The 16,976-nt window shown below is 59.7% G+C and carries 15 protein-coding genes and 1 pseudogene; 9 read left to right on the top strand and 7 right to left on the bottom strand.

Annotated features, from left to right (window positions below):
- The first annotated feature begins 60 nt into the window (after window positions 1-60).
- On the top strand, window positions 61-1,149 hold the full coding sequence (locus tag FHX09_RS14925) for a DNA topoisomerase IB (RefSeq protein ID WP_348649171.1): 1,089 nt from the start codon (window positions 61-63) through the stop codon (window positions 1,147-1,149).
- 128 nt (window positions 1,150-1,277) lie between these two features.
- A complete protein-coding gene (locus tag FHX09_RS14920; protein ID WP_184450303.1) occupies window positions 1,278-2,087 on the top strand; it encodes a Ku protein in 810 nt (269 codons plus the stop codon).
- A 21-nt stretch (window positions 2,088-2,108) separates the two neighbouring features.
- On the opposite strand, the gene ligD is transcribed toward FHX09_RS14920, so the two are convergent.
- The 4 genes from ligD to FHX09_RS14900 all read right to left on the bottom strand — a co-directional run bounded on the left by ligD (window position 2,109) and on the right by FHX09_RS14900 (window position 6,238).
- The gene (gene ligD / locus FHX09_RS14915; protein ID WP_184450301.1) at window positions 2,109-4,622 is read right to left on the bottom strand and encodes a DNA ligase D; all 2,514 of its coding nucleotides are present in this window, start codon (window positions 4,620-4,622) and stop codon (window positions 2,109-2,111) included.
- Window positions 4,623-4,624: 2 nt separating this feature from the next.
- Window positions 4,625-5,452 (bottom strand): Ku protein, encoded by an 828-nt coding sequence (locus FHX09_RS14910; protein WP_184450299.1) that lies wholly within the window; start codon window positions 5,450-5,452, stop codon window positions 4,625-4,627.
- 10 nt (window positions 5,453-5,462) lie between these two features.
- On the bottom strand, window positions 5,463-5,732 hold the full coding sequence (locus FHX09_RS14905; RefSeq protein WP_007789260.1) for a hypothetical protein: 270 nt from the start codon (window positions 5,730-5,732) through the stop codon (window positions 5,463-5,465).
- 149 nt (window positions 5,733-5,881) lie between these two features.
- Window positions 5,882-6,238, bottom strand: coding sequence for a hypothetical protein (locus FHX09_RS14900; RefSeq protein ID WP_132595233.1), 357 nt, complete (start codon window positions 6,236-6,238; stop codon window positions 5,882-5,884).
- A 281-nt stretch (window positions 6,239-6,519) separates the two neighbouring features.
- On the opposite strand from FHX09_RS14900, the gene FHX09_RS14895 reads away from it, so the two are divergent.
- Window positions 6,520-7,536 (top strand): NAD-dependent epimerase/dehydratase family protein, encoded by a 1,017-nt coding sequence (locus FHX09_RS14895; RefSeq protein WP_210301553.1) that lies wholly within the window; start codon window positions 6,520-6,522, stop codon window positions 7,534-7,536.
- 324 nt (window positions 7,537-7,860) lie between these two features.
- Here FHX09_RS14895 and FHX09_RS14890 read toward each other — a convergent pair whose 3' ends face one another.
- Window positions 7,861-8,886 (bottom strand): substrate-binding domain-containing protein, encoded by a 1,026-nt coding sequence (locus FHX09_RS14890; protein ID WP_184450297.1) that lies wholly within the window; start codon window positions 8,884-8,886, stop codon window positions 7,861-7,863.
- A 313-nt stretch (window positions 8,887-9,199) separates the two neighbouring features.
- Here FHX09_RS14890 and FHX09_RS14885 point away from each other — a divergent pair, with 313 nt between their 5' ends.
- From FHX09_RS14885 to FHX09_RS14860, 6 genes are all read left to right on the top strand, one after another.
- Window positions 9,200-10,465 (top strand): ABC transporter substrate-binding protein, encoded by a 1,266-nt coding sequence (locus FHX09_RS14885; RefSeq protein ID WP_007789254.1) that lies wholly within the window; start codon window positions 9,200-9,202, stop codon window positions 10,463-10,465.
- Between the two features lie 85 nt (window positions 10,466-10,550).
- A complete protein-coding gene (locus tag FHX09_RS14880) occupies window positions 10,551-11,537 on the top strand; it encodes a sugar ABC transporter permease (protein ID WP_184450295.1) in 987 nt (328 codons plus the stop codon).
- Complete coding sequence (locus FHX09_RS14875; protein ID WP_184450293.1) at window positions 11,537-12,367, top strand: carbohydrate ABC transporter permease; 831 nt, start codon at window positions 11,537-11,539, stop codon at window positions 12,365-12,367. Before FHX09_RS14880 ends, FHX09_RS14875 begins: the two co-directional genes overlap by 1 nt.
- A gap of 12 nt (window positions 12,368-12,379) precedes the next feature.
- On the top strand, window positions 12,380-13,408 hold the full coding sequence (locus tag FHX09_RS14870) for an ABC transporter ATP-binding protein (RefSeq protein ID WP_132588714.1): 1,029 nt from the start codon (window positions 12,380-12,382) through the stop codon (window positions 13,406-13,408).
- 71 nt (window positions 13,409-13,479) lie between these two features.
- A complete protein-coding gene (locus FHX09_RS14865) occupies window positions 13,480-14,265 on the top strand; it encodes a ThuA domain-containing protein (RefSeq protein ID WP_132588715.1) in 786 nt (261 codons plus the stop codon).
- 11 nt (window positions 14,266-14,276) lie between these two features.
- The gene (locus tag FHX09_RS14860) at window positions 14,277-15,383 is read left to right on the top strand and encodes a Gfo/Idh/MocA family oxidoreductase (protein ID WP_007790161.1); all 1,107 of its coding nucleotides are present in this window, start codon (window positions 14,277-14,279) and stop codon (window positions 15,381-15,383) included.
- Window positions 15,384-15,443: 60 nt separating this feature from the next.
- On the opposite strand, the gene FHX09_RS14855 is transcribed toward FHX09_RS14860, so the two are convergent.
- Together FHX09_RS14855 and FHX09_RS14850 are read right to left on the bottom strand one after the other, a co-directional pair.
- Window positions 15,444-16,604, bottom strand: coding sequence for an aminotransferase (locus tag FHX09_RS14855; protein WP_184450291.1), 1,161 nt, complete (start codon window positions 16,602-16,604; stop codon window positions 15,444-15,446).
- A gap of 91 nt (window positions 16,605-16,695) precedes the next feature.
- A pseudogene (locus FHX09_RS14850) lies at window positions 16,696-16,866 on the bottom strand (helix-turn-helix domain-containing protein); the annotation flags it as partial.
- Window positions 16,867-16,976 lie beyond the last annotated feature (110 nt).

Here is a 16,976-nt window from a genome sequence, read left to right as displayed (position 1 = left end):
ATTAACAGTTACCATCAATGCATCGGAACCTACCGGGGGCAACGGCGTTTCCCGGTCACTGTGGACCAGAGAGCGACCTATAAATGCGAACTTGACGAGAAACTGGCGGCTGCGCTCAGCGAGCCACCGGCAGTCGGCGGTCTGGTCTTTGTCGCGAACCTGGAAACCGGCATAACGAGGCGAGCCGGCAAGAATGGATTTCTCTATTACGACACCAAAGGCACGCGCATCAGCGATCCGACGGAACTCGAGCGAATCTCGGCTTTAGCCATTCCGCCTGCCTATACCGAGGTTCTCATTTCCGCGGATCCGAATTCCCACCTGCAGGCCACCGGCCGCGACGCACGCGGCCGCAAGCAGTATCGTTACCATCGCGAATGGACTGCGGAGAGGGACAGAAGCAAGTTCGAGCGGCTTGCCGATTTCGGCTCGGCGCTCCCTGCAATCCGCAGGACGGTGGATTCCGACCTCAGGCGTCGGGCGCCCGATTTCGACAAAGCGCTCGGGACGATCGTCTGGCTGCTGGATAATCTCTATATCCGTGTCGGCAATGCAAGCTACGCTTCGGAAAACGCCTCCTACGGCCTGACGACGCTGCGCAACAGGCATGTGAAAATATCGGGCTCGAGCATTCACTTCCGCTTCAAGGGCAAATCTGGGAAGGAATGGCGCCTCAGCCACAGCGACCGGCGCATCACGCGCGCCGTGCGCATGCTCCAGGAACTGCCGGGCCAGCAGCTGTTCCAGTATATCGACAACCATGGCGCCTCCCATCCCATCCAGTCGCAAGATGTCAATGCCTACATAAGACAGGCATCCGGAGCCGATTTCAGCTCCCGGCAATTTCGCACGTGGGGTGCAACGCAAATGGCCGCGATAGGGCTTGCGGCGCTCGAACCGGAGCAAAGCCGGCTTGGGCGCGCGCGACAGATGAACGAGGTCATCGATGCGGTTGCCGCACGCCTCGTCAACACGCGCGCCGTATGCAGATCGTCCTACGTCCATCCAAAGGTGTTCGAAAGCTTCGAAACGGGCGAGCTGGCCAAGCTCGCTAGCGCCCGGCCGAGCAGAAACGCCAGGTTGCTGCGCTGGATGGATCAGGGTGAAATCGCCGTGCTACGCTGGCTGAAAGGCCTCAACGGCTGCTGACAGCGACTATTTCCCTGTATGCGCACGCTTCGCGACGCTTGCAATGGAACCAAACTGCAGCTCACGCCGTTATGAGGAATTGCCGCGAATGCGGCCACGGGAGATGGCGCCAGGGCGCCAGGGCGCAAATGGCACGTCAGACCTATTGGAAGGGCTATCTCAAACTGTCACTCGTTACCGCAGCGGTATCGCTGACACCGGCGACGACAGACAGCAACCAGCTTCGATTTCATGTCCTGAACCGAAAGACGAAGAACCGCGTCGAAAGCCGCTACGTCGACAGTGTCACCCACAAGCCGATTGCCAATAAGGATCAAGCCCGGGGATATCCGCGCGGCGAAGACGACTATGTCATTCTTGAGGACAAGGAGCTCGATGAAGTCGGGCTGGAAAGCACGAAGACGATCGACATCGATACCTTCGTGCCGCGCGGCTCGATCGACTGGATCTGGTACGACAAACCACATTTTCTCACCCCGGAGGACAAGGTCGGCACCGAAGCTTTTTGCGTGATCCGGGAGTCGATGAAGGCAAACGATGTCGTCGGTATCGCCCGACTTGTTCTCTACCGGCGCGAGCGGGCAGTTCTGCTTGAGCCGCAGGGCAAGGGCATCATCCTCTGGACGCTACATTTCGGCGACGAGGTTCGCCCGCCGGCAGCGACACTGGACAGCCACAGCAAAGTGGATGACACCGTGCTCTCCATGATGAAGAAGCTGGTGAAGGACCGGACCGAGGACTGGCAGCCTGCCATGGTGCAGGATCCGATCCAGAAACGGCTGAGGGCGATGATCCGGGCGAAGCAGAAAAGCCTCGTCAAAGCCACACCGCCATCCGCCAAGCGGCCGGCACCGAGGCCGACGGGCAACGTCGTCAATATCATGGACGCTCTGAAAAAGAGCCTCGCCAAGGAAACAGGCCGTCCGAAATCTCACTGAGGCACCGCAACTAGCAGTCCGTTATTTTCGCCTCTCGAGCGGGACGGCGGCAGCAAAGAAGTCCACCCACGGATCGCTCCTCAGGGTATCGAGACGCGCGGGCGCGTTGTCGACCGTGAAATAGGCCGGACCTATTTCCTCGGTCAACTCTTTCCACTCAAGCGGCATGGAGACGGCAGCCCCCGGCCGCGCACGCGTCGAATAGGCGGCGACTGCCGTGTTGCCGCGCCCATTGCGCAGGTAGTCGATGAAAATCTTGCCGGTCCGCTTCGCCTTCGTGGCGGTCGCGAGATATTTGTCCGGCTGATCTTTCGACATGCCATCGGCGAGTGCCTTGGCGAAGGCCTTGACCTGAACCCAGCTCGCCTTCGGTTTCAGCGGCGTCACGACATGCAGTCCCTTGCCACCGGAGGTCTTGACGAAGGCCGCGAGACCGGCCGCTTCCAGACGCTCCTTCAGCTCGTTGGCGGCGGCGATCACATCTGTCCAGCTGACACCATCGGCCGGATCGAGATCCATGGTGATCATGTCGGGTCGTTCCCAGCTGGCTGTCGTGGCACCCCAGGGATGGATCTCCAGCACGGCGGATTGGACAAGCGCAATCATCCCGTCGAAGTCCATTATGCGCAGCAATTTCTCGCCGCCTCTGTCCTTCGGATCGGTGATCTGTTCGATGCTTGAGTTCATGCCCTTCCAGGCATGCTTTTGGAAAAACCGCTGCCCGCCGATACCATCAGGACAACGCAGCAGCGCCAACGGCCGCTTGGTCACGTAGGGTTCGATGAAGCGCCACACCCGCGCATAATAACTGGCCAGCCCCTGTTTTGTGATGCCCTCCTCCGGCCAATAGATGCGATCCGGGTGCGTGAGCGTGACCTTGGACTGAGGCAGTTCCTGAGCAGTTGTATTTGTTGCTTCGGGCATCACATCCTCTGGCGCCTTGTCTTCCCTTAACCCACGAAACGCGGCGTGCCGCAAATTGTGGTCCGCCGACCATGCCTGAAACTCGACCTCGGCAACAAGCTTCGGAGTGACATAAACAAGCCCGCGTCGTTCCTCTGCGGTGAGCTCATCGTCGAACGAACTCTCTCTCTGTTCCATCGCCGACAGCGTCTCATAGAGCTCGTGCGCGATATTGACGCTGAAACCTGTTCCGACCCGGCCCACATGCTCCAGCTTGCCATTGCGGTAGACGCCCATCGCCAATGAGCCGATCGCATTCTTCATCGAGGTCGAAGGCACATAGCCGCCGACTACGAATTCCTGCCTCTGCAGGCACTTCGATTTGACCCAGTCGCCGGTGCGCCCGGACACATATTCGCTGTCGGCCATTTTCGAAATAATGCCCTCGAGACCGAGCTTGCGGGCATGCTCCAGCACCACGGCACCCTTCTCGGCGAAATGCTCGCTGTAGCGCAGCCCTCCGTCAGCATCTGCCAGCAGCCCCTGCAGCAACTCCTTACGTCTGGTGAGCCGCGCTTTCTGCAGGTCGTATCCGTCGAGATAGAGCAGATCAAAGGCGTAAAAGACGAACCGATCGTGACGCCCTTCGCTGAGATCGTTCTGGAGGGCCGAAAAATCGGAGGCGCCGCTTTCCCGCTCGACGACGATCTCTCCGTCCATGATCGCCGACTTGGCCGGCAGTGCCGCGAAGGCGTCAACGATCTCCTGGCCGAACTTTTCGGTCCAGTCGAGCCCACCGCGCGTCGACAGCACGGCCTTGCCGTTCTCAAGCCGCACCTGCAGCCGGTATCCGTCGAACTTGATTTCGTGGATCCACTCTTCGCCCGACGGTGGTTTGGCCTTGAGCTTGGCAAGCTCGGGCTCGACAAAGGCAGGCATCGGGGCCTTTTCGGCGCCCTTCGGCCACTCATGTCGTTTCGGCTTCGCCCGGGCCGCTACAGGCTTCACAGAGGCCGGCTTTGATGCGCCCTTGGGTCGGGAGTTCCAGGTGGCGTCAGGGTGCTTGGCCACCTCTTCGATCTTGCGGCCGCTTTTCACCGATTCCGGCCGCTGTTTGAGAATGTCGCCTTTGTGGCGAGCCTCCGCGTCTTCTGCCTTGATGAGCAACCAGTTTTCCTGCCGTTCACCCGGTTTGCCGTGCATGCGCACGAGGTGCCAGCGACCGCAAAGCTTCTCTCCGTCGAGGTCGAACTCCATGTGGCCCTTTTTGTAGCCCTTGTGCGGATCGCCATTCGGCGTCCAGGTGCCCCGATCCCAAACGAGCACCGTGCCGCCACCATATTGCCCCTTCGGGATGATGCCTTCGAAGTCGCCATAGTCCAGCGGATGGTCCTCGACGTGAACGGCAAGCCGCTTTTCATCAGGATTGAGGCTTGGCCCGCGAGTGACGGCCCAGCTCTTCAGCACGCCATCGAGCTCAAGCCGGAAGTCATAGTGAAGTCTCGTCGCATCGTGTTTCTGAACGACGAAGCTAAGCGCTGCTGGTACTGGAGACTTGCCGCCACGCCGGCTCCCCCGCGGCTCGGGCGTTACCTGGAAATTGCGTTTTGCCTGATAGGCCTCCAGAGCCATGGTTAGCTCGCCTTCGTCTGCCCGCTAGCGGCGCGCTTGCCGGCCCGTGGCTTAGCACTCAGCTTGGCGCTCTGACGCAGGGCATCCATGAGATCGATGACCTTGCCCTGAGGCTTTGGTTTCGCTTTCGGCAGCTCCCTGCCCTCGATTTTCGCCTTCACCAGCTCCGAAAGCGCCATCTCGTAGCGATCGTCATACTCCTGTGGATTGAAGGTGCCCTTTTTCGTGCCGATGATATGGCCGGCTAGTTCGAGCATTTCCTCATCGAACTTCATCTCCGGAATATCCTTGAAGACCGTATCCGGCTTGCGGACCTCGTAGTCGAAGCTCAACGTCGTCGCGACGACATGGTCGTCCTGCGGCCGGATCAGGACCGTGCGGTTGCGGCGGAAAAGCACCGCCTCTGCGATCGCCGCAACCTTCTGATCGCGCATCGCCCGAGCGATCAGCCCGAGCGCCTCCTCGTCATCGTCGCCCGCCGGCGCCAGATAGTAGGGCTTATCGAAATAGAGCTTGTTGATTTCGTTGTAGGGCACGAAGTTCTGGACGTTCAGCACTTTGTCGCTCTCCGGCATGACGCCGGCAATCTCATCGCCCTCGATCACGATGTATTCGCCGTTGTCCAGCTGGTATCCCTTGACCTGATCATCGCGTTCAACGGCCTTGCCGGTCTCGCTGTCGACGAACTGCCGCTCTACGCGATGACCGGTCTTGCGGTTGATGATGTTGAATGAGATGCGGTCCGATGTGGACACGGCGGTATATAGTCCCACGCCGCACACGAGGTCCCCGACCTTCAGATGGCCTTTCCAGCTTGCCCGAGCTGCCATGACATTCCCCTCAGTTGTCGTTCTGCAGTTTACGCCGGCGCCTTTCGTCCAAGGCTATGATCTTCTCAACGGATGCGACATCGTCGCTCGTCACCACCGGAACCGGGTCGGCAGCGATAGCTTCGAGCACATCCTTCGACAGTCCTCCGTTGCGGATCACCCATTCAAGAGTTTCGCGGGTCTGGCGTTCGGCCTTGAGCTGCGCGTAGAGCGCAATAATCAGCCGGTCTCGGGCATCTATCTGCCCGCTCTTGCGATCGATCTTTCGGATGTGAGGCACGTGATCACCCGCCCGCGTTTGCAACGAGAGGATTCAACAGATTGGAGGCGAAAAAGTTCCGGGACCCCGCGGGTTTGGCGCTCTTTTTTGCGTCGATGGCAACCCTGGAACCGCAGCACAGCGGATGAAACGATCTTCTCCTTGCCCTCTCAATGTTTTGCTGGCCCCCTCGAGATCGTGGAGCCGGTTGCCGAAACCGGATCGCTCGCCGGAAATGTGCCTTCCAATCCCTCATCGAGCTGTTCTTCTATGGCGTTGCGATCGCCTGCTGCACGGGCGCTCAACCGCGCCGTCGGTCCATCAGAGTTGACGTCACCGGCCTCGGCGGCAGCCATCTCCAACATGACCGCCTTGGCCAATTCGACTGCATTCCTTGAGTTGACGGATTGCGTCTCGTCATTGCGCAACAGCACGGAAACCACCTCCCCGCCGTCGCCTACGAATTCCACCGTGAAGCCCAGCTTGCCGCCCATTTCGGGAACCACCTGTGTGCCGACAATCTGCATGACGCTCTCCTTCAGCTCTTTCCTTCAGGGAAAACGGGAGCCACAAGCGAATGTTCCGAGGTGCTTCGGCAGGGCGATGGGCACAAAATACGGAACAATCAAATGCGACCGGCCATCTTGCGAGGCTGACGGCGGCCATTGCGCCGACTGCGGTCACTTACGGAGCGGAAAAGTCAGCTGGTCATACTACCTTTTGCGGCAATGTGGCGACGTCGTGATTTTAGTTTGTAGTGGAGCCACCTGTCTCTAAGCTGGTGATGTTGCGAACTCTGGTGAATCCAATGCGACAAGCTGTGATCGTCGGCGGAACGGGCCAGATTGGCCAAGCGGTAGGACAGAGCCTACTTCGAGAAGGATGGCGCGTCACGGCTTTGAGTCGTTCTCCTGCGGCTTTGATGCGCGACTGCAACCATGTCGAAGTTGACGCGCGTGATACTCAAAAGCTGACCGCAATTGTTGGCGACAGGACCGATTTGCTGCTCTCGTGCGTTGCATTCGACGAACGTGACGCCGAGTGCCTTATACAGGCGGGCCGCGCGGCAGGACGGATCGTTGCGATTTCAAGTGCAAGTGTCTATTGCGACAACGATGGGCGAACACTCGATGAGGCCTTCGAATGCGGATTTCCAGTTTTCGAATTACCGCTTAATGAGCAAAGCCCAACCGTTGCCCCCGGTTCTAAAACCTACTCGACACGCAAAGTCGCGATGGAAAATAAGCTTCTAACGGGCGCGTCATGCCCGGTTACTATTCTGCGTCCTTGCGCCATTCATGGACCTCAAAGCAAGCACGCACGGGAATGGTGGTTCGTGAAAAGGTTGTTGGACGGTAGAGCCGTTATTCCGCTGGCGTATCAGGGACGTAGCCGTTTCCAAACCACATCTGTTTCCGCCATCGCTGACGCGATTTTGAAAGCAATGGCCGGAAAATTGCCAGCCGTTGCAAACGTCTCCGATGCGGATAGCCCTGCCGTTTCAGAGATCGGTCGCGCGATCATGAATGTGATGGGCGTGCAGGCAGAGCTAATGGGTCTGCCTGAGACGGCGTCATACCCTCCAGAGCTTGGCGCGACCCCTTGGTCAATCCCTAGCCCTATGATTTGTTCAGGGGCGGCAACAGCGGCGATGACCTATGCCCAGTCTGTTGAACCGACGGTAAGGTGGCTTGTTAACACCGTAGACAGCAATAATTGGTGCGAATACCTGCCACAGTTAGCAGCATATCCAAGAGACCATTTCGACTACCGGTCAGATGAAGATGCCTTAAGGTTACAGGGTACCAAATCGTTGGCCGACTAGTATTTCTGCGATAGCCGGGAGACCGCCTGGTCTACGATCTGTCTCTGCGGCACTTGCGAACTAATGCCAAAAAAAAGCCACCGCTTTACACGGTGGCTAGAGTATGAAGGTCAAGAACCTCCAGAGGGAACAGTTGCTCCTCGACCGGGAGGATGGCCGACATGCGTGAGCAACCGTTGTCAATATGCGGTTTTGGCGCCGTCCGCTCAATCAACCAAGCACCGAAATTCCGCTGACGCAGAAATCATCTTTCCAGCGTTTCGGAAAACCGCGCGATATTGTACCTGCAGCCCGCTCCGTAAACACAGCATCCGGATATTAACATCAGGACAAGGACTGCCTCGCCGGCCCCGTCGATTCGCGCAGGATCAGTTCGACAGGCCACAATTCGTGGATCTCCAGCGGAGACCGCCCTGACAACAGCTGCAGCACGAGATCGGCACATCGCGATCCCGCCGCACGCATCGACGACCGCGTTGCCGAAAGCGACGGCACCATGTTGTCTGCAGTCAGATATGGAAAGACATCGTCATGCGCGACGACCGAGACATCCCGGCCAATCTGAAGCCCCAGCGACCGAGCCGCACGATAAACGCCGAGCGCCGTCATCATTGATCCCGCAACGAAGGCCGTTGGCGGGTTGGGCTGTTCGAGGAAAGAGCGTGCGAATCGGAAGCCAAGCTCGTCGGTGAAGTTTCCACTCGCCATCAGCTGCGGATCAGGCTCGATACCGTGGCTCTGGAGAGCCTTGCGGAAGCCACTGTCTCGATGAAGGGCATAGGTCGCGCCCGGCCGCCCGTTGATCATGGCAATGCGCCGATGACCGAGATCGATCAAATGCGATGTTGCCCGCTTGATCGCACCTTCGTTATCGATGTCGAGCCAGGCATGCGGCACGTCGATGGCAGATCGGCCATGCACAAGAAACGGCATGCCGAGTTCGTGGAGCAGCGCAATGCGCTCATCGTTGGGCTTGGGCGAGTGGACGATGATCGCATCGACGCGCCGGCTCTCCACGAGTCGCCGGTAGAGCTGCATCTCGTCTTCATGATTCGGATCCGCCATCGGGATGACGAGAATGTCGGTCTCATCCGCGACCAGTCGCTCCGCCATGCCGGCCATGAACTCGGCGAAGTGGAATTCGCCGGCACGCCCCATCACCACGCCGATTGCCCCGGCCCGGCCGGTCTTCAGCCGCACAGCATTCACGTTCGGACTGTAACCCAACCTGACGGCGGCTTCCGCAACACGCGCGCGTGTCGTCTCACTCACCTCGGGATAGCCACTCAGGGCACGACTGACTGTTGTGGGGGACAATCCCACTTGTTTCGCGAACTCTTTAAGCTTCATGCGACATTGCGTCTTTCGTGCTGATCCAGCCGGCTGCGCCAGCAAATGCTGTCTTCCCTTATGGCCTAAGCATAGCAGCATACAAACAGCCAAACCGTTTTCAATTTTAGATATTCCTCGGCCGGAGATCCTGCTCTTTTCCCACAACCGAATTCAGCGACATCCCTATGATTTTGCTTTGCTATCAATATTTGATCGCGGTTGTACGACTTTGACACGAGCACCCGCTTGACTCAATATCGAGCTTCTGACAGTTTTTTCCAGCCAAACCGTTTTCAATTTTTCCAATGTTTGGTTCTTTTGGGAGGAAGATATGACGTTTCGTTTCACAGCGGTCGCCGTCGCGGCCGCGCTGATCGGTATCGCACAGCCCTCGTTCGCGGCCGATATCAGCATTTCCGCAAGCTCGACCGGCAAGAATCTCGACCTGTTCCGCAAGCAGCTCGATGCCTTCGAGAAGGCGACCGGCAACAAGGTCAGCATCGTGACCATGCCGTCGTCGTCCACTGAACAGTTTTCGCAGTATCGCCTCTGGCTCGCCGCCGGCAACAAGGACGTCGACGTCTATCAGACGGACGTCATCTGGGCGCCGCAGCTTGCCGACCAGTTCGTCGATCTGAAGGATGCGGCAAAGGACGTCGTCGGCGATTTCTTCCCGTCGATCATCGCCTCGCAGACCGTGAACGGTCGCCTCGTCGCCATGCCGCTCTATACCGATGCGCCGGCGCTCTTCTACCGCAAGGACCTGCTCGACAAGTACGGCAAGCAGCCGCCGAAGACCTGGGACGAAATGGCGGCGACCGCCAAGGAAATCCAGGAGAAGGAACGCGCTGCCGGCCAGAAGGATCTGTGGGGCTATGTCTTCCAGGGCAACGCCTATGAAGGCCTGACCTGCAACGCGCTCGAATGGGTGAAATCGTCGGGCGGCGGCCAGATCATCGAAGCCGATGGCACGATCTCCATCAACAACGAAAACGCAGCAGCAGCGCTTGACCGCGCCAAGGGGTGGGTCGGAACGATCTCGCCCGGCGGCGTGCTGGCCTACCAGGAAGAAGAGTCCCGCGGCGTCTGGCAGACCGGCAATGCCGTCTTCATGCGCAACTGGCCCTACGCTTACGCTCTCGGCAATGGTGGAGACAGCGCCGTCAAGGGCAAGTTCGATGTGACGACGCTTCCGGTTGCCAAGGAGGGCGACACGCCGTCCTCGACGCTCGGCGGCTGGAACCTTGCCGTCTCCAAGTACTCGCAGAACCAGGACGCCGCGATTGCCCTCGTCAAGTTCCTGACCTCCAAGGAAAGCCAGAAGCAGCGCGCGATCGAACTCTCCAACCTGCCGACGCTTGTGGCGCTTTATGATGACAAGGACATCGCGGCCGCACAGCCGTTCATGCCAAACTGGAAGCCGATCTTCCAGAACGCCGTTCCGCGGCCGTCGGCATCCGCCAAGGTCAAGTACAACGAGGTCTCCTCGAAGTTCTGGACCGCCGTTCACAACTCGCTTTCGGGCAACGGCACCTCCGCAGAAAACCTCGAGCTTCTCGAAGCCGACCTGACGACGCTGAAGGGCGAGAACTGGTAATCGACGGCATCGGCAGCGGCGGACGTCCGCCGCTGCCTTTCCCTGAAGACGCCATCGTCAAATCGCCTCAAGAAGCGGGTACCTCATGACAGAAGTCGCAGTTTCCCAAAGCGTCGGATCGCGAGCGCGCGCCGTCAATACCTCGTCGGACTTGCGCGCCGAGCGCGTCCGTTCCGCCTGGATGTTTCTGGCCCCCACCCTGTTCATTCTGGCCGTCGTTGCCGGATGGCCTCTCTTCAGGACGATCTATTTCAGCTTCACGAACGCATCGCTCACGAGCCTCGGCGACGCGCAGTTTGTCGGCTTCAAGAATTATCTCTCCTGGATCACGTTGAAGAGCGGGCGAACTGTCTATAGTGGCCTGCTTGCCGACCCGAACTGGTGGAAAGCGGTCTGGAACACGATGAAGTTCGCGTTCCTGTCGGTGACCATCGAAACGATCCTCGGCCTTGTTGTCGCCCTGGTGTTGAACGCGAATTTCCCCGGTCGTGGCATCGTACGCGCCGCCATTCTCATTCCCTGGGCGATCCCGACGATCGTTTCCGCCAAGATGTGGGCGTGGATGCTCAACGACCAGTTCGGCATCCTGAACGATATCCTGCTCGGCCTCGGGCTGATCAGTCAGAAGATCGCCTGGACGGCCAATCCCGACACCGCGATGGTCGCGGTCCTCATCGTCGACATCTGGAAGACAACGCCCTTCATGGCACTGCTTATTCTCGCCGGGCTGCAGATGGTCCCCGCCGATATCTACGAGGCGGCCAAGATCGACGGCATCAACCCGATCCGCGTCTTCTGGCGGCTGACGCTGCCGCTGGTTCGCCCGGCCATCATGGTCGCCGTGATCTTCCGTATGCTGGACGCGATGCGCATCTTCGACCTCATCTTCGTGCTGACGCCGAACAATGCGCAGACCAAGACCATGTCCGTCATGGCGCGCGAAAATCTCTTCGACTTCGACAAGTTCGCCTATGGGGCGACAGCCTCGACGGTGCTCTTCCTGATCATCGCGACGATCACCGTGCTCTACATGTGGCTTGGTCGCGTCAAACTCGGTGGGAGCGATCGCTGATGCTGCTGACCCTGACCAAGAACACACTCTTCTACCTGCTCGTCACCGTTATCGTCGTCGTCGCGGTCTTTCCGTTCTACTATGCGATCCTGACGAGCTTCAAAGCCGGCACCGCCCTCTTCGAAGTCAACTACTGGCCGACCTCGATCTCGCTCACCAACTACACGACGGTCCTCACCACAGGCAGCTTCATCCGCAGCCTCGGCAACTCCCTACTGGTTGCCATCCTCGTCGTCGCAGCCTCGCTGCTGCTCGCCGTCACCGCATCCTATGCGCTTGCCCGCGTCAATTTCCGCGGCCGCGCGCTCCTGATGCTGACGATCCTGTCGGTCTCGATGTTCCCACAGATCGCGGTGCTTGCCGGCCTTTTCGAGCTGATCCGCTGGATCGGCATCTTCAACACGCCTTTCGCGCTGATCTTCTCCTACATGATCTTTACCCTGCCCTTCACGGTCTGGGTGCTGACCACCTTCATGCGCGATCTGCCGATCGAAATCGAGGAAGCGGCAATCGTTGACGGCGCCTCGCCCTGGGTCATCATCACCCAGGTTTTCATGCCGCTGATGTGGCCGGCTCTGGTGACGACGGGGCTGCTCGCCTTCATTACGGCCTGGAATGAATTCCTCTTCGCCCTAACCTTCACCTCATCGGACGCTCAGCGAACAGTGCCGGTTGCCATCGCCCTGCTTTCGGGCGGCAGCCAGTTTGAAATCCCATGGGGCAACATCATGGCAGCCTCCGTCATCGTCACGGTACCTGTCGTTGTCCTGGTCCTGATATTCCAGCGGCGCATCATCTCCGGCCTGACAGCCGGCGGTGTCAAAGGTTGAAGAAAGCACGATATGGCACAGATTCGACTCGATAATATCCGCAAGAGCTTCGGTGCGCTTGACGTCATCAAGGGCGTCTCGCTTGATATCCGCAAGGGCGAATTCATGGTTTTCGTCGGCCCGTCCGGCTGCGGCAAGTCCACGCTGCTGCGGTTGATCTCCGGGTTAGAGGACATCACCTCGGGCACGCTTTCCTTCGATGGCGAGGCGGTGAACCGCTACGCTCCTTCGAAGCGCGGCATTGCCATGGTCTTCCAATCCTATGCGCTCTATCCGCATATGACCGTGTTCGAGAACATGGCCTTCGGCATGAAGCTGTCGGGACGCACCAAGGACGAGTGCAAGGCCCGCGTCGAGCAGGCAGCCGGCATGCTGCAGCTGTCGCCTTATCTGGAGCGTCTGCCACGTCAACTGTCGGGTGGTCAGCGTCAGCGTGTCGCGATCGGTCGCGCCATCGTCCGCGACCCCAAGGTGTTCCTGTTCGACGAGCCCCTATCGAATCTAGATGCCGCTCTGCGCGTCGCAACGCGGCTGGAGATCGCAAAGCTTCACCGCAGCATGCACGGCACGACGATGATCTACGTCACCCACGACCAAGTCGAGGCAATGACGCTTGCCGACCGCATCTGCGTGCTCCGCGACGGCGTTGTCGAACAGGTCGGCACCCCGCTTGAACTCTACGAGACACCGAATTCCGTTTTCGTCGCCGGCTTCATCGGTTCGCCGAAGATGAATTTTCTGACGGGCGAATTTTCGGCACCTTACAACGCCCACACCATCGGCGTGCGGGCCGAACACATCGAGATCGTCCAGCAGGCGCCCGCCTGGACGGGAACCGTCATCCATTCCGAAATCCTCGGCTCGGATAGTTTCGTCTATCTAGACATCGGCATACCGGAACCGCTCGTCGTTCGCGAAACGGGCGTATCGAGCCATCAACCCGGCCAGAAACTCGGCGTCGCACCGGTTCAGGGCTACGTTCACCGCTTCGACCAATCCGGACGCGCGCTCGAGAGGATGCCCCTCAAAGGCGCGGCCTGACACCATCAAACCACAGGATCCGACCGCTTTCCCATCGGTTTCGGTCCGCTATCGCATGAAGGAGCAGCAACTTGGCTATTCGTACCATTGTCTGGGGTGAAAACATCCACGAAACAACCAATGCCATCGTTCGGGGCATCTATCCCGAAGGCATGCACACCACCATCGCCAATGCGCTGAACACCGATCCTGGTATCAGTGCGACGACAGCGACGCTGCAGGAGCCGGAACACGGCCTGACCGAGGCGCGCCTCGCCGAAACCGACGTGCTCACCTGGTGGGGCCACAAGGACCACGGCGCCGTTTCCGACGTCGTCGTCGAACGCGTCGCCAAGCGCGTCTGGGAAGGCATGGGCCTCCTCGTGCTGCATTCCGGCCACTTCTCGAAGATCTTCAAGCGCCTGATGGGCACGCCCTGCGCGCTGAAGTGGCGCGAGGCCGGCGAGCGCGAGCGTCTTTGGACGATCAACCCGCGCCACCCGATCGCAGCCGGCCTCGACGAAAACTTCGTGCTGGAGAACGAGGAAATGTACGGCGAGCAGTTCTCGGTGCCGGAGCCGCTCGAAACGGTCTTCATCTCCTGGTTCCAGGGCGGCGAAGTCTTCCGCTCGGGCCTGACCTGGCGCCGCGGGGCTGGTAACATTTTCTACTTCCGCCCTGGCCATGAAACCTATCCGACCTATCATGATGCCAACGTTCAGAAGGTACTCATCAACGGCGTGAAATGGGCCTATAACCCGCAGGGCGATCTGAAGAGCATCACCGATGCCCCGAATGTTCCGGTCGAAAAGGCCCTCGAGCCCATCGTCGAACGCGGCCCGCGGCTGCATCAGGCCGGCGAAGCCGGTTACCGCTGAGGAGCACACATATGCGACTACTCGTTCTTGGCACAGGCACGATGGCCAAAAACCAGGTTACCAACTTCCTCGCCATCGATGGCGTGGAAGTGGTCGGCGCCGTCGATACCGACCCGGCGCGCCTTGCCGAATTTGCCGATCACTTCCACATCGAGAAGCGTTTTCAGACGCTCGAGGAAGCGATCGCCTGGGGTGAATTCGACGCGGCCACCAACGTAACGCCGGATCGTATCCACCACCCGACCAGTCTGGCGCTGATCGCCGCCGGCAAGCATGTGTTTTGCGAAAAGCCGCTGGCGGAGCACTACGCCGATGCGCTGGAGATGACGGAGGCCGCGGAAGCTGCCGGCGTCATCAACATGGTCAACCTCACCTATCGCAACGTGGCTCCGCTGCAGCGCGCCCGCGAAATGGTGCTGGCCGGTGAACTCGGCACCATCCGTCACGTCGAGGCCTCCTACCTGCAAAGCTGGCTGGTCTCGCGCGCCTGGGGCGACTGGCGCACGGAATCGCGTTGGCTGTGGCGTCTGTCGACCGGCCACGGCTCGAACGGCGTGCTCGGCGATGTCGGCATCCACATCCTCGACTTCGCGGCCTATGGAGCAGCGACCGATATCGACCACGTCTTTGCCCGCCTGAAGACCTTCAACAAGGCACCGGGCGGCCAGATTGGCGAGTATCTGCTGGATGCCAACGACAGCTTCACGATGTCGGTCGATTTCACCAACGGTGCTCTCGGCGTCATCCACGCCACCCGTTGGGCGACCGGCCATCTCAACGAGCTGAAGCTTCGTATCTACGGCGAAAGGGGCAGCCTGGAAGTGATCCATCGTCCGGACGGTTCCGAACTGCGCGGCTGCTTCGGCGAGGACATCGAGAATGCTATTTGGCGTGATATCGAGGTCCCTGCAGTGCTGACAAATTACCAGCGCTTTGCCGAAGCGGTCAGAACCGGAAAGCAGGACGACCCGACGTTCCGCCACGCCGCAAACCTGCAGAAGGTCATCGACCTTGCGATCGTGTCGGAGAAGGAGCGGCGGGAGCTCAATCTGCTGGAGGCCTCTGAACAGGATAACCCAGCAGACAAGCGGATACCACCGCTGACGGTCGTCGTTTGACACAAGGCAACCAGCCGGAAGCGATAAAGGCCCGCTCATGCGGGCCTTCATCATTCGAAGTTACCGTAGGCGATCTGCGAGCAGACCGATCGAAGTTGCATCGGCATTGGCGAAAGCGAGCCGGAGATAGTGCTCCTGCCCTTTTCCGAAATAGCTTCCCGGCAGGCAAACGACGCCCGCTTCCTTCGCCAGACGCTCTGCGACAGCGGCTGAGCTGAGATCCTCGAAGGGATGGCGGATAAACGCGAAATAGGCGCCGACCGCGCCGATCTCCCAGCCTGGCAGTCCCGACATCACGGCCCGCAAGGCATCGGCACGGCGCGCGATCTCCAGGCGGTTTTCCGCCCGCCAATCCGCAAGGATCGGCATCGCCGCGGCAACGGCAACCTGCGCGGCGCGCGGCGCGCAGATCTGCATGTTGTCCATCACCTTGGTGATCTCGGCGAGCACGTTGACCCCAGCCGTAATCGCTCCAAGACGATGGCCGGGAATGCAGAAGGACTTCGAGAAGCTATAGAGCAGGATCAGCGTGTCTTCCCAGCCCGGGATCGTCAGCAGCGGATGCGGAGCGCCGTAGCCCTTGGGAAGGAAGTCGCGGTAGGTCTCGTCGACGATCAGCCATGCCCCATGCTTGCGGCAGAGCGTGAACAGCTCAAGCAGCAATTGAGGCGGATAGATCGCCCCCGTCGGATTGTTCGGCGTCACGACCGCCAGCACCTTGGCGCCGCCGACCAGAGCCCTTTTTGCCGACTGAACCTCGGGCAGGAAGCCATTTTGCGCGTCGCAGTCGACCAATACACGCTTGATGCCGAGCATCGACAGCGTCGTCTCTTGATTGAAATAGAACGGATTGGTCAGCGCCACCGTATCGCCCGCGCCGGCAAGCGCGATTGCCGCTGACATGAAGGCTTGGTTGCAGCCCGCGGTGATATGAATGTTGGCGGCGGAAACCGACGCCCCATAGACATCAGACATATGCTGGGCATAGACGTCTCTCAGCACGCCCTCACCTTCGATCGGACCATAGCCCGTCGTCTTTGGCGAAGATGCCGCTTCGCCAAGCAACCGCAGCATTTCGGGATGGGCTGGATAGCCGGGCACCGCCTGCGAAAGATCGACCGGGGACCCCTTGGCGCCCTTGTACTCGCGAGCCCAGGCAAGAACCGAGGGAATGGGTGGCGGAGACAGGCGGGAAACAAGCGGATTGGCAAAGGCAGACATGCAGATCTCTTATCGAACGAGGTGAACCGTCACTCCTGCACGGAATGGGCCTGCTCGGCAACATGCATTCAAGAATGTCGCACAGGGATCTTCACGAACCGCAGCAGGCCTTGAGTTTCGATAACTTCGGCACCTTGATATGTCTGTTGGCGATGATCGAGATCACGCCATCAGCTTTCAGTTTCGACATCTGGCGGGAGACCGTCTCGATCGTCAGCCCCAGGAAATCGGCAATATCGGCTCGCGACAGCGGCAGGTCGAATTGGCGCTTTTTTCCCACATGGGGTAATCGCGGGAGCGAGTCGCCCCTGATGGCCAGAAGTGGTCACGCTCTTGAAGAGCAGGTGGTTGTTCCCCGATAGGATGGAAGTA

This window comes from Rhizobium sp. BK538 (genome assembly GCF_014197575.1).
In the GTDB taxonomy this organism is placed as follows: Bacteria; Pseudomonadota; Alphaproteobacteria; order Rhizobiales; family Rhizobiaceae; genus Rhizobium.
Note: the sequence above shows the minus strand (reverse complement) of the source record. Positions and strands in the feature narration are given on the sequence as shown.

Bases quoted from the DNA above. Each gene is read 5' to 3' on its own strand.
- FHX09_RS14920 (WP_184450303.1), top strand. From the start codon at position 1,278: ATGGCACGTCAGACCTATTGGAAGGGCTATCTCAAACTGTCACTCGTT.
- ligD (WP_184450301.1), bottom strand. From the start codon at position 4,622: ATGGCTCTGGAGGCCTATCAGGCAAAACGCAATTTCCAGGTAACGCCC.
- FHX09_RS14910 (WP_184450299.1), bottom strand. From the start codon at position 5,452: ATGGCAGCTCGGGCAAGCTGGAAAGGCCATCTGAAGGTCGGGGACCTC.
- FHX09_RS14900 (WP_132595233.1), bottom strand. From the start codon at position 6,238: ATGCAGATTGTCGGCACACAGGTGGTTCCCGAAATGGGCGGCAAGCTG.
- FHX09_RS14895 (WP_210301553.1), top strand. From the start codon at position 6,520: ATGCGACAAGCTGTGATCGTCGGCGGAACGGGCCAGATTGGCCAAGCG.
- FHX09_RS14890 (WP_184450297.1), bottom strand. From the start codon at position 8,886: ATGAAGCTTAAAGAGTTCGCGAAACAAGTGGGATTGTCCCCCACAACA.
- FHX09_RS14885 (WP_007789254.1), top strand. From the start codon at position 9,200: ATGACGTTTCGTTTCACAGCGGTCGCCGTCGCGGCCGCGCTGATCGGT.
- FHX09_RS14880 (WP_184450295.1), top strand. From the start codon at position 10,551: ATGACAGAAGTCGCAGTTTCCCAAAGCGTCGGATCGCGAGCGCGCGCC.
- FHX09_RS14875 (WP_184450293.1), top strand. From the start codon at position 11,537: ATGCTGCTGACCCTGACCAAGAACACACTCTTCTACCTGCTCGTCACC.
- FHX09_RS14870 (WP_132588714.1), top strand. From the start codon at position 12,380: ATGGCACAGATTCGACTCGATAATATCCGCAAGAGCTTCGGTGCGCTT.
- FHX09_RS14860 (WP_007790161.1), top strand. From the start codon at position 14,277: ATGCGACTACTCGTTCTTGGCACAGGCACGATGGCCAAAAACCAGGTT.
- FHX09_RS14855 (WP_184450291.1), bottom strand. From the start codon at position 16,604: ATGTCTGCCTTTGCCAATCCGCTTGTTTCCCGCCTGTCTCCGCCACCC.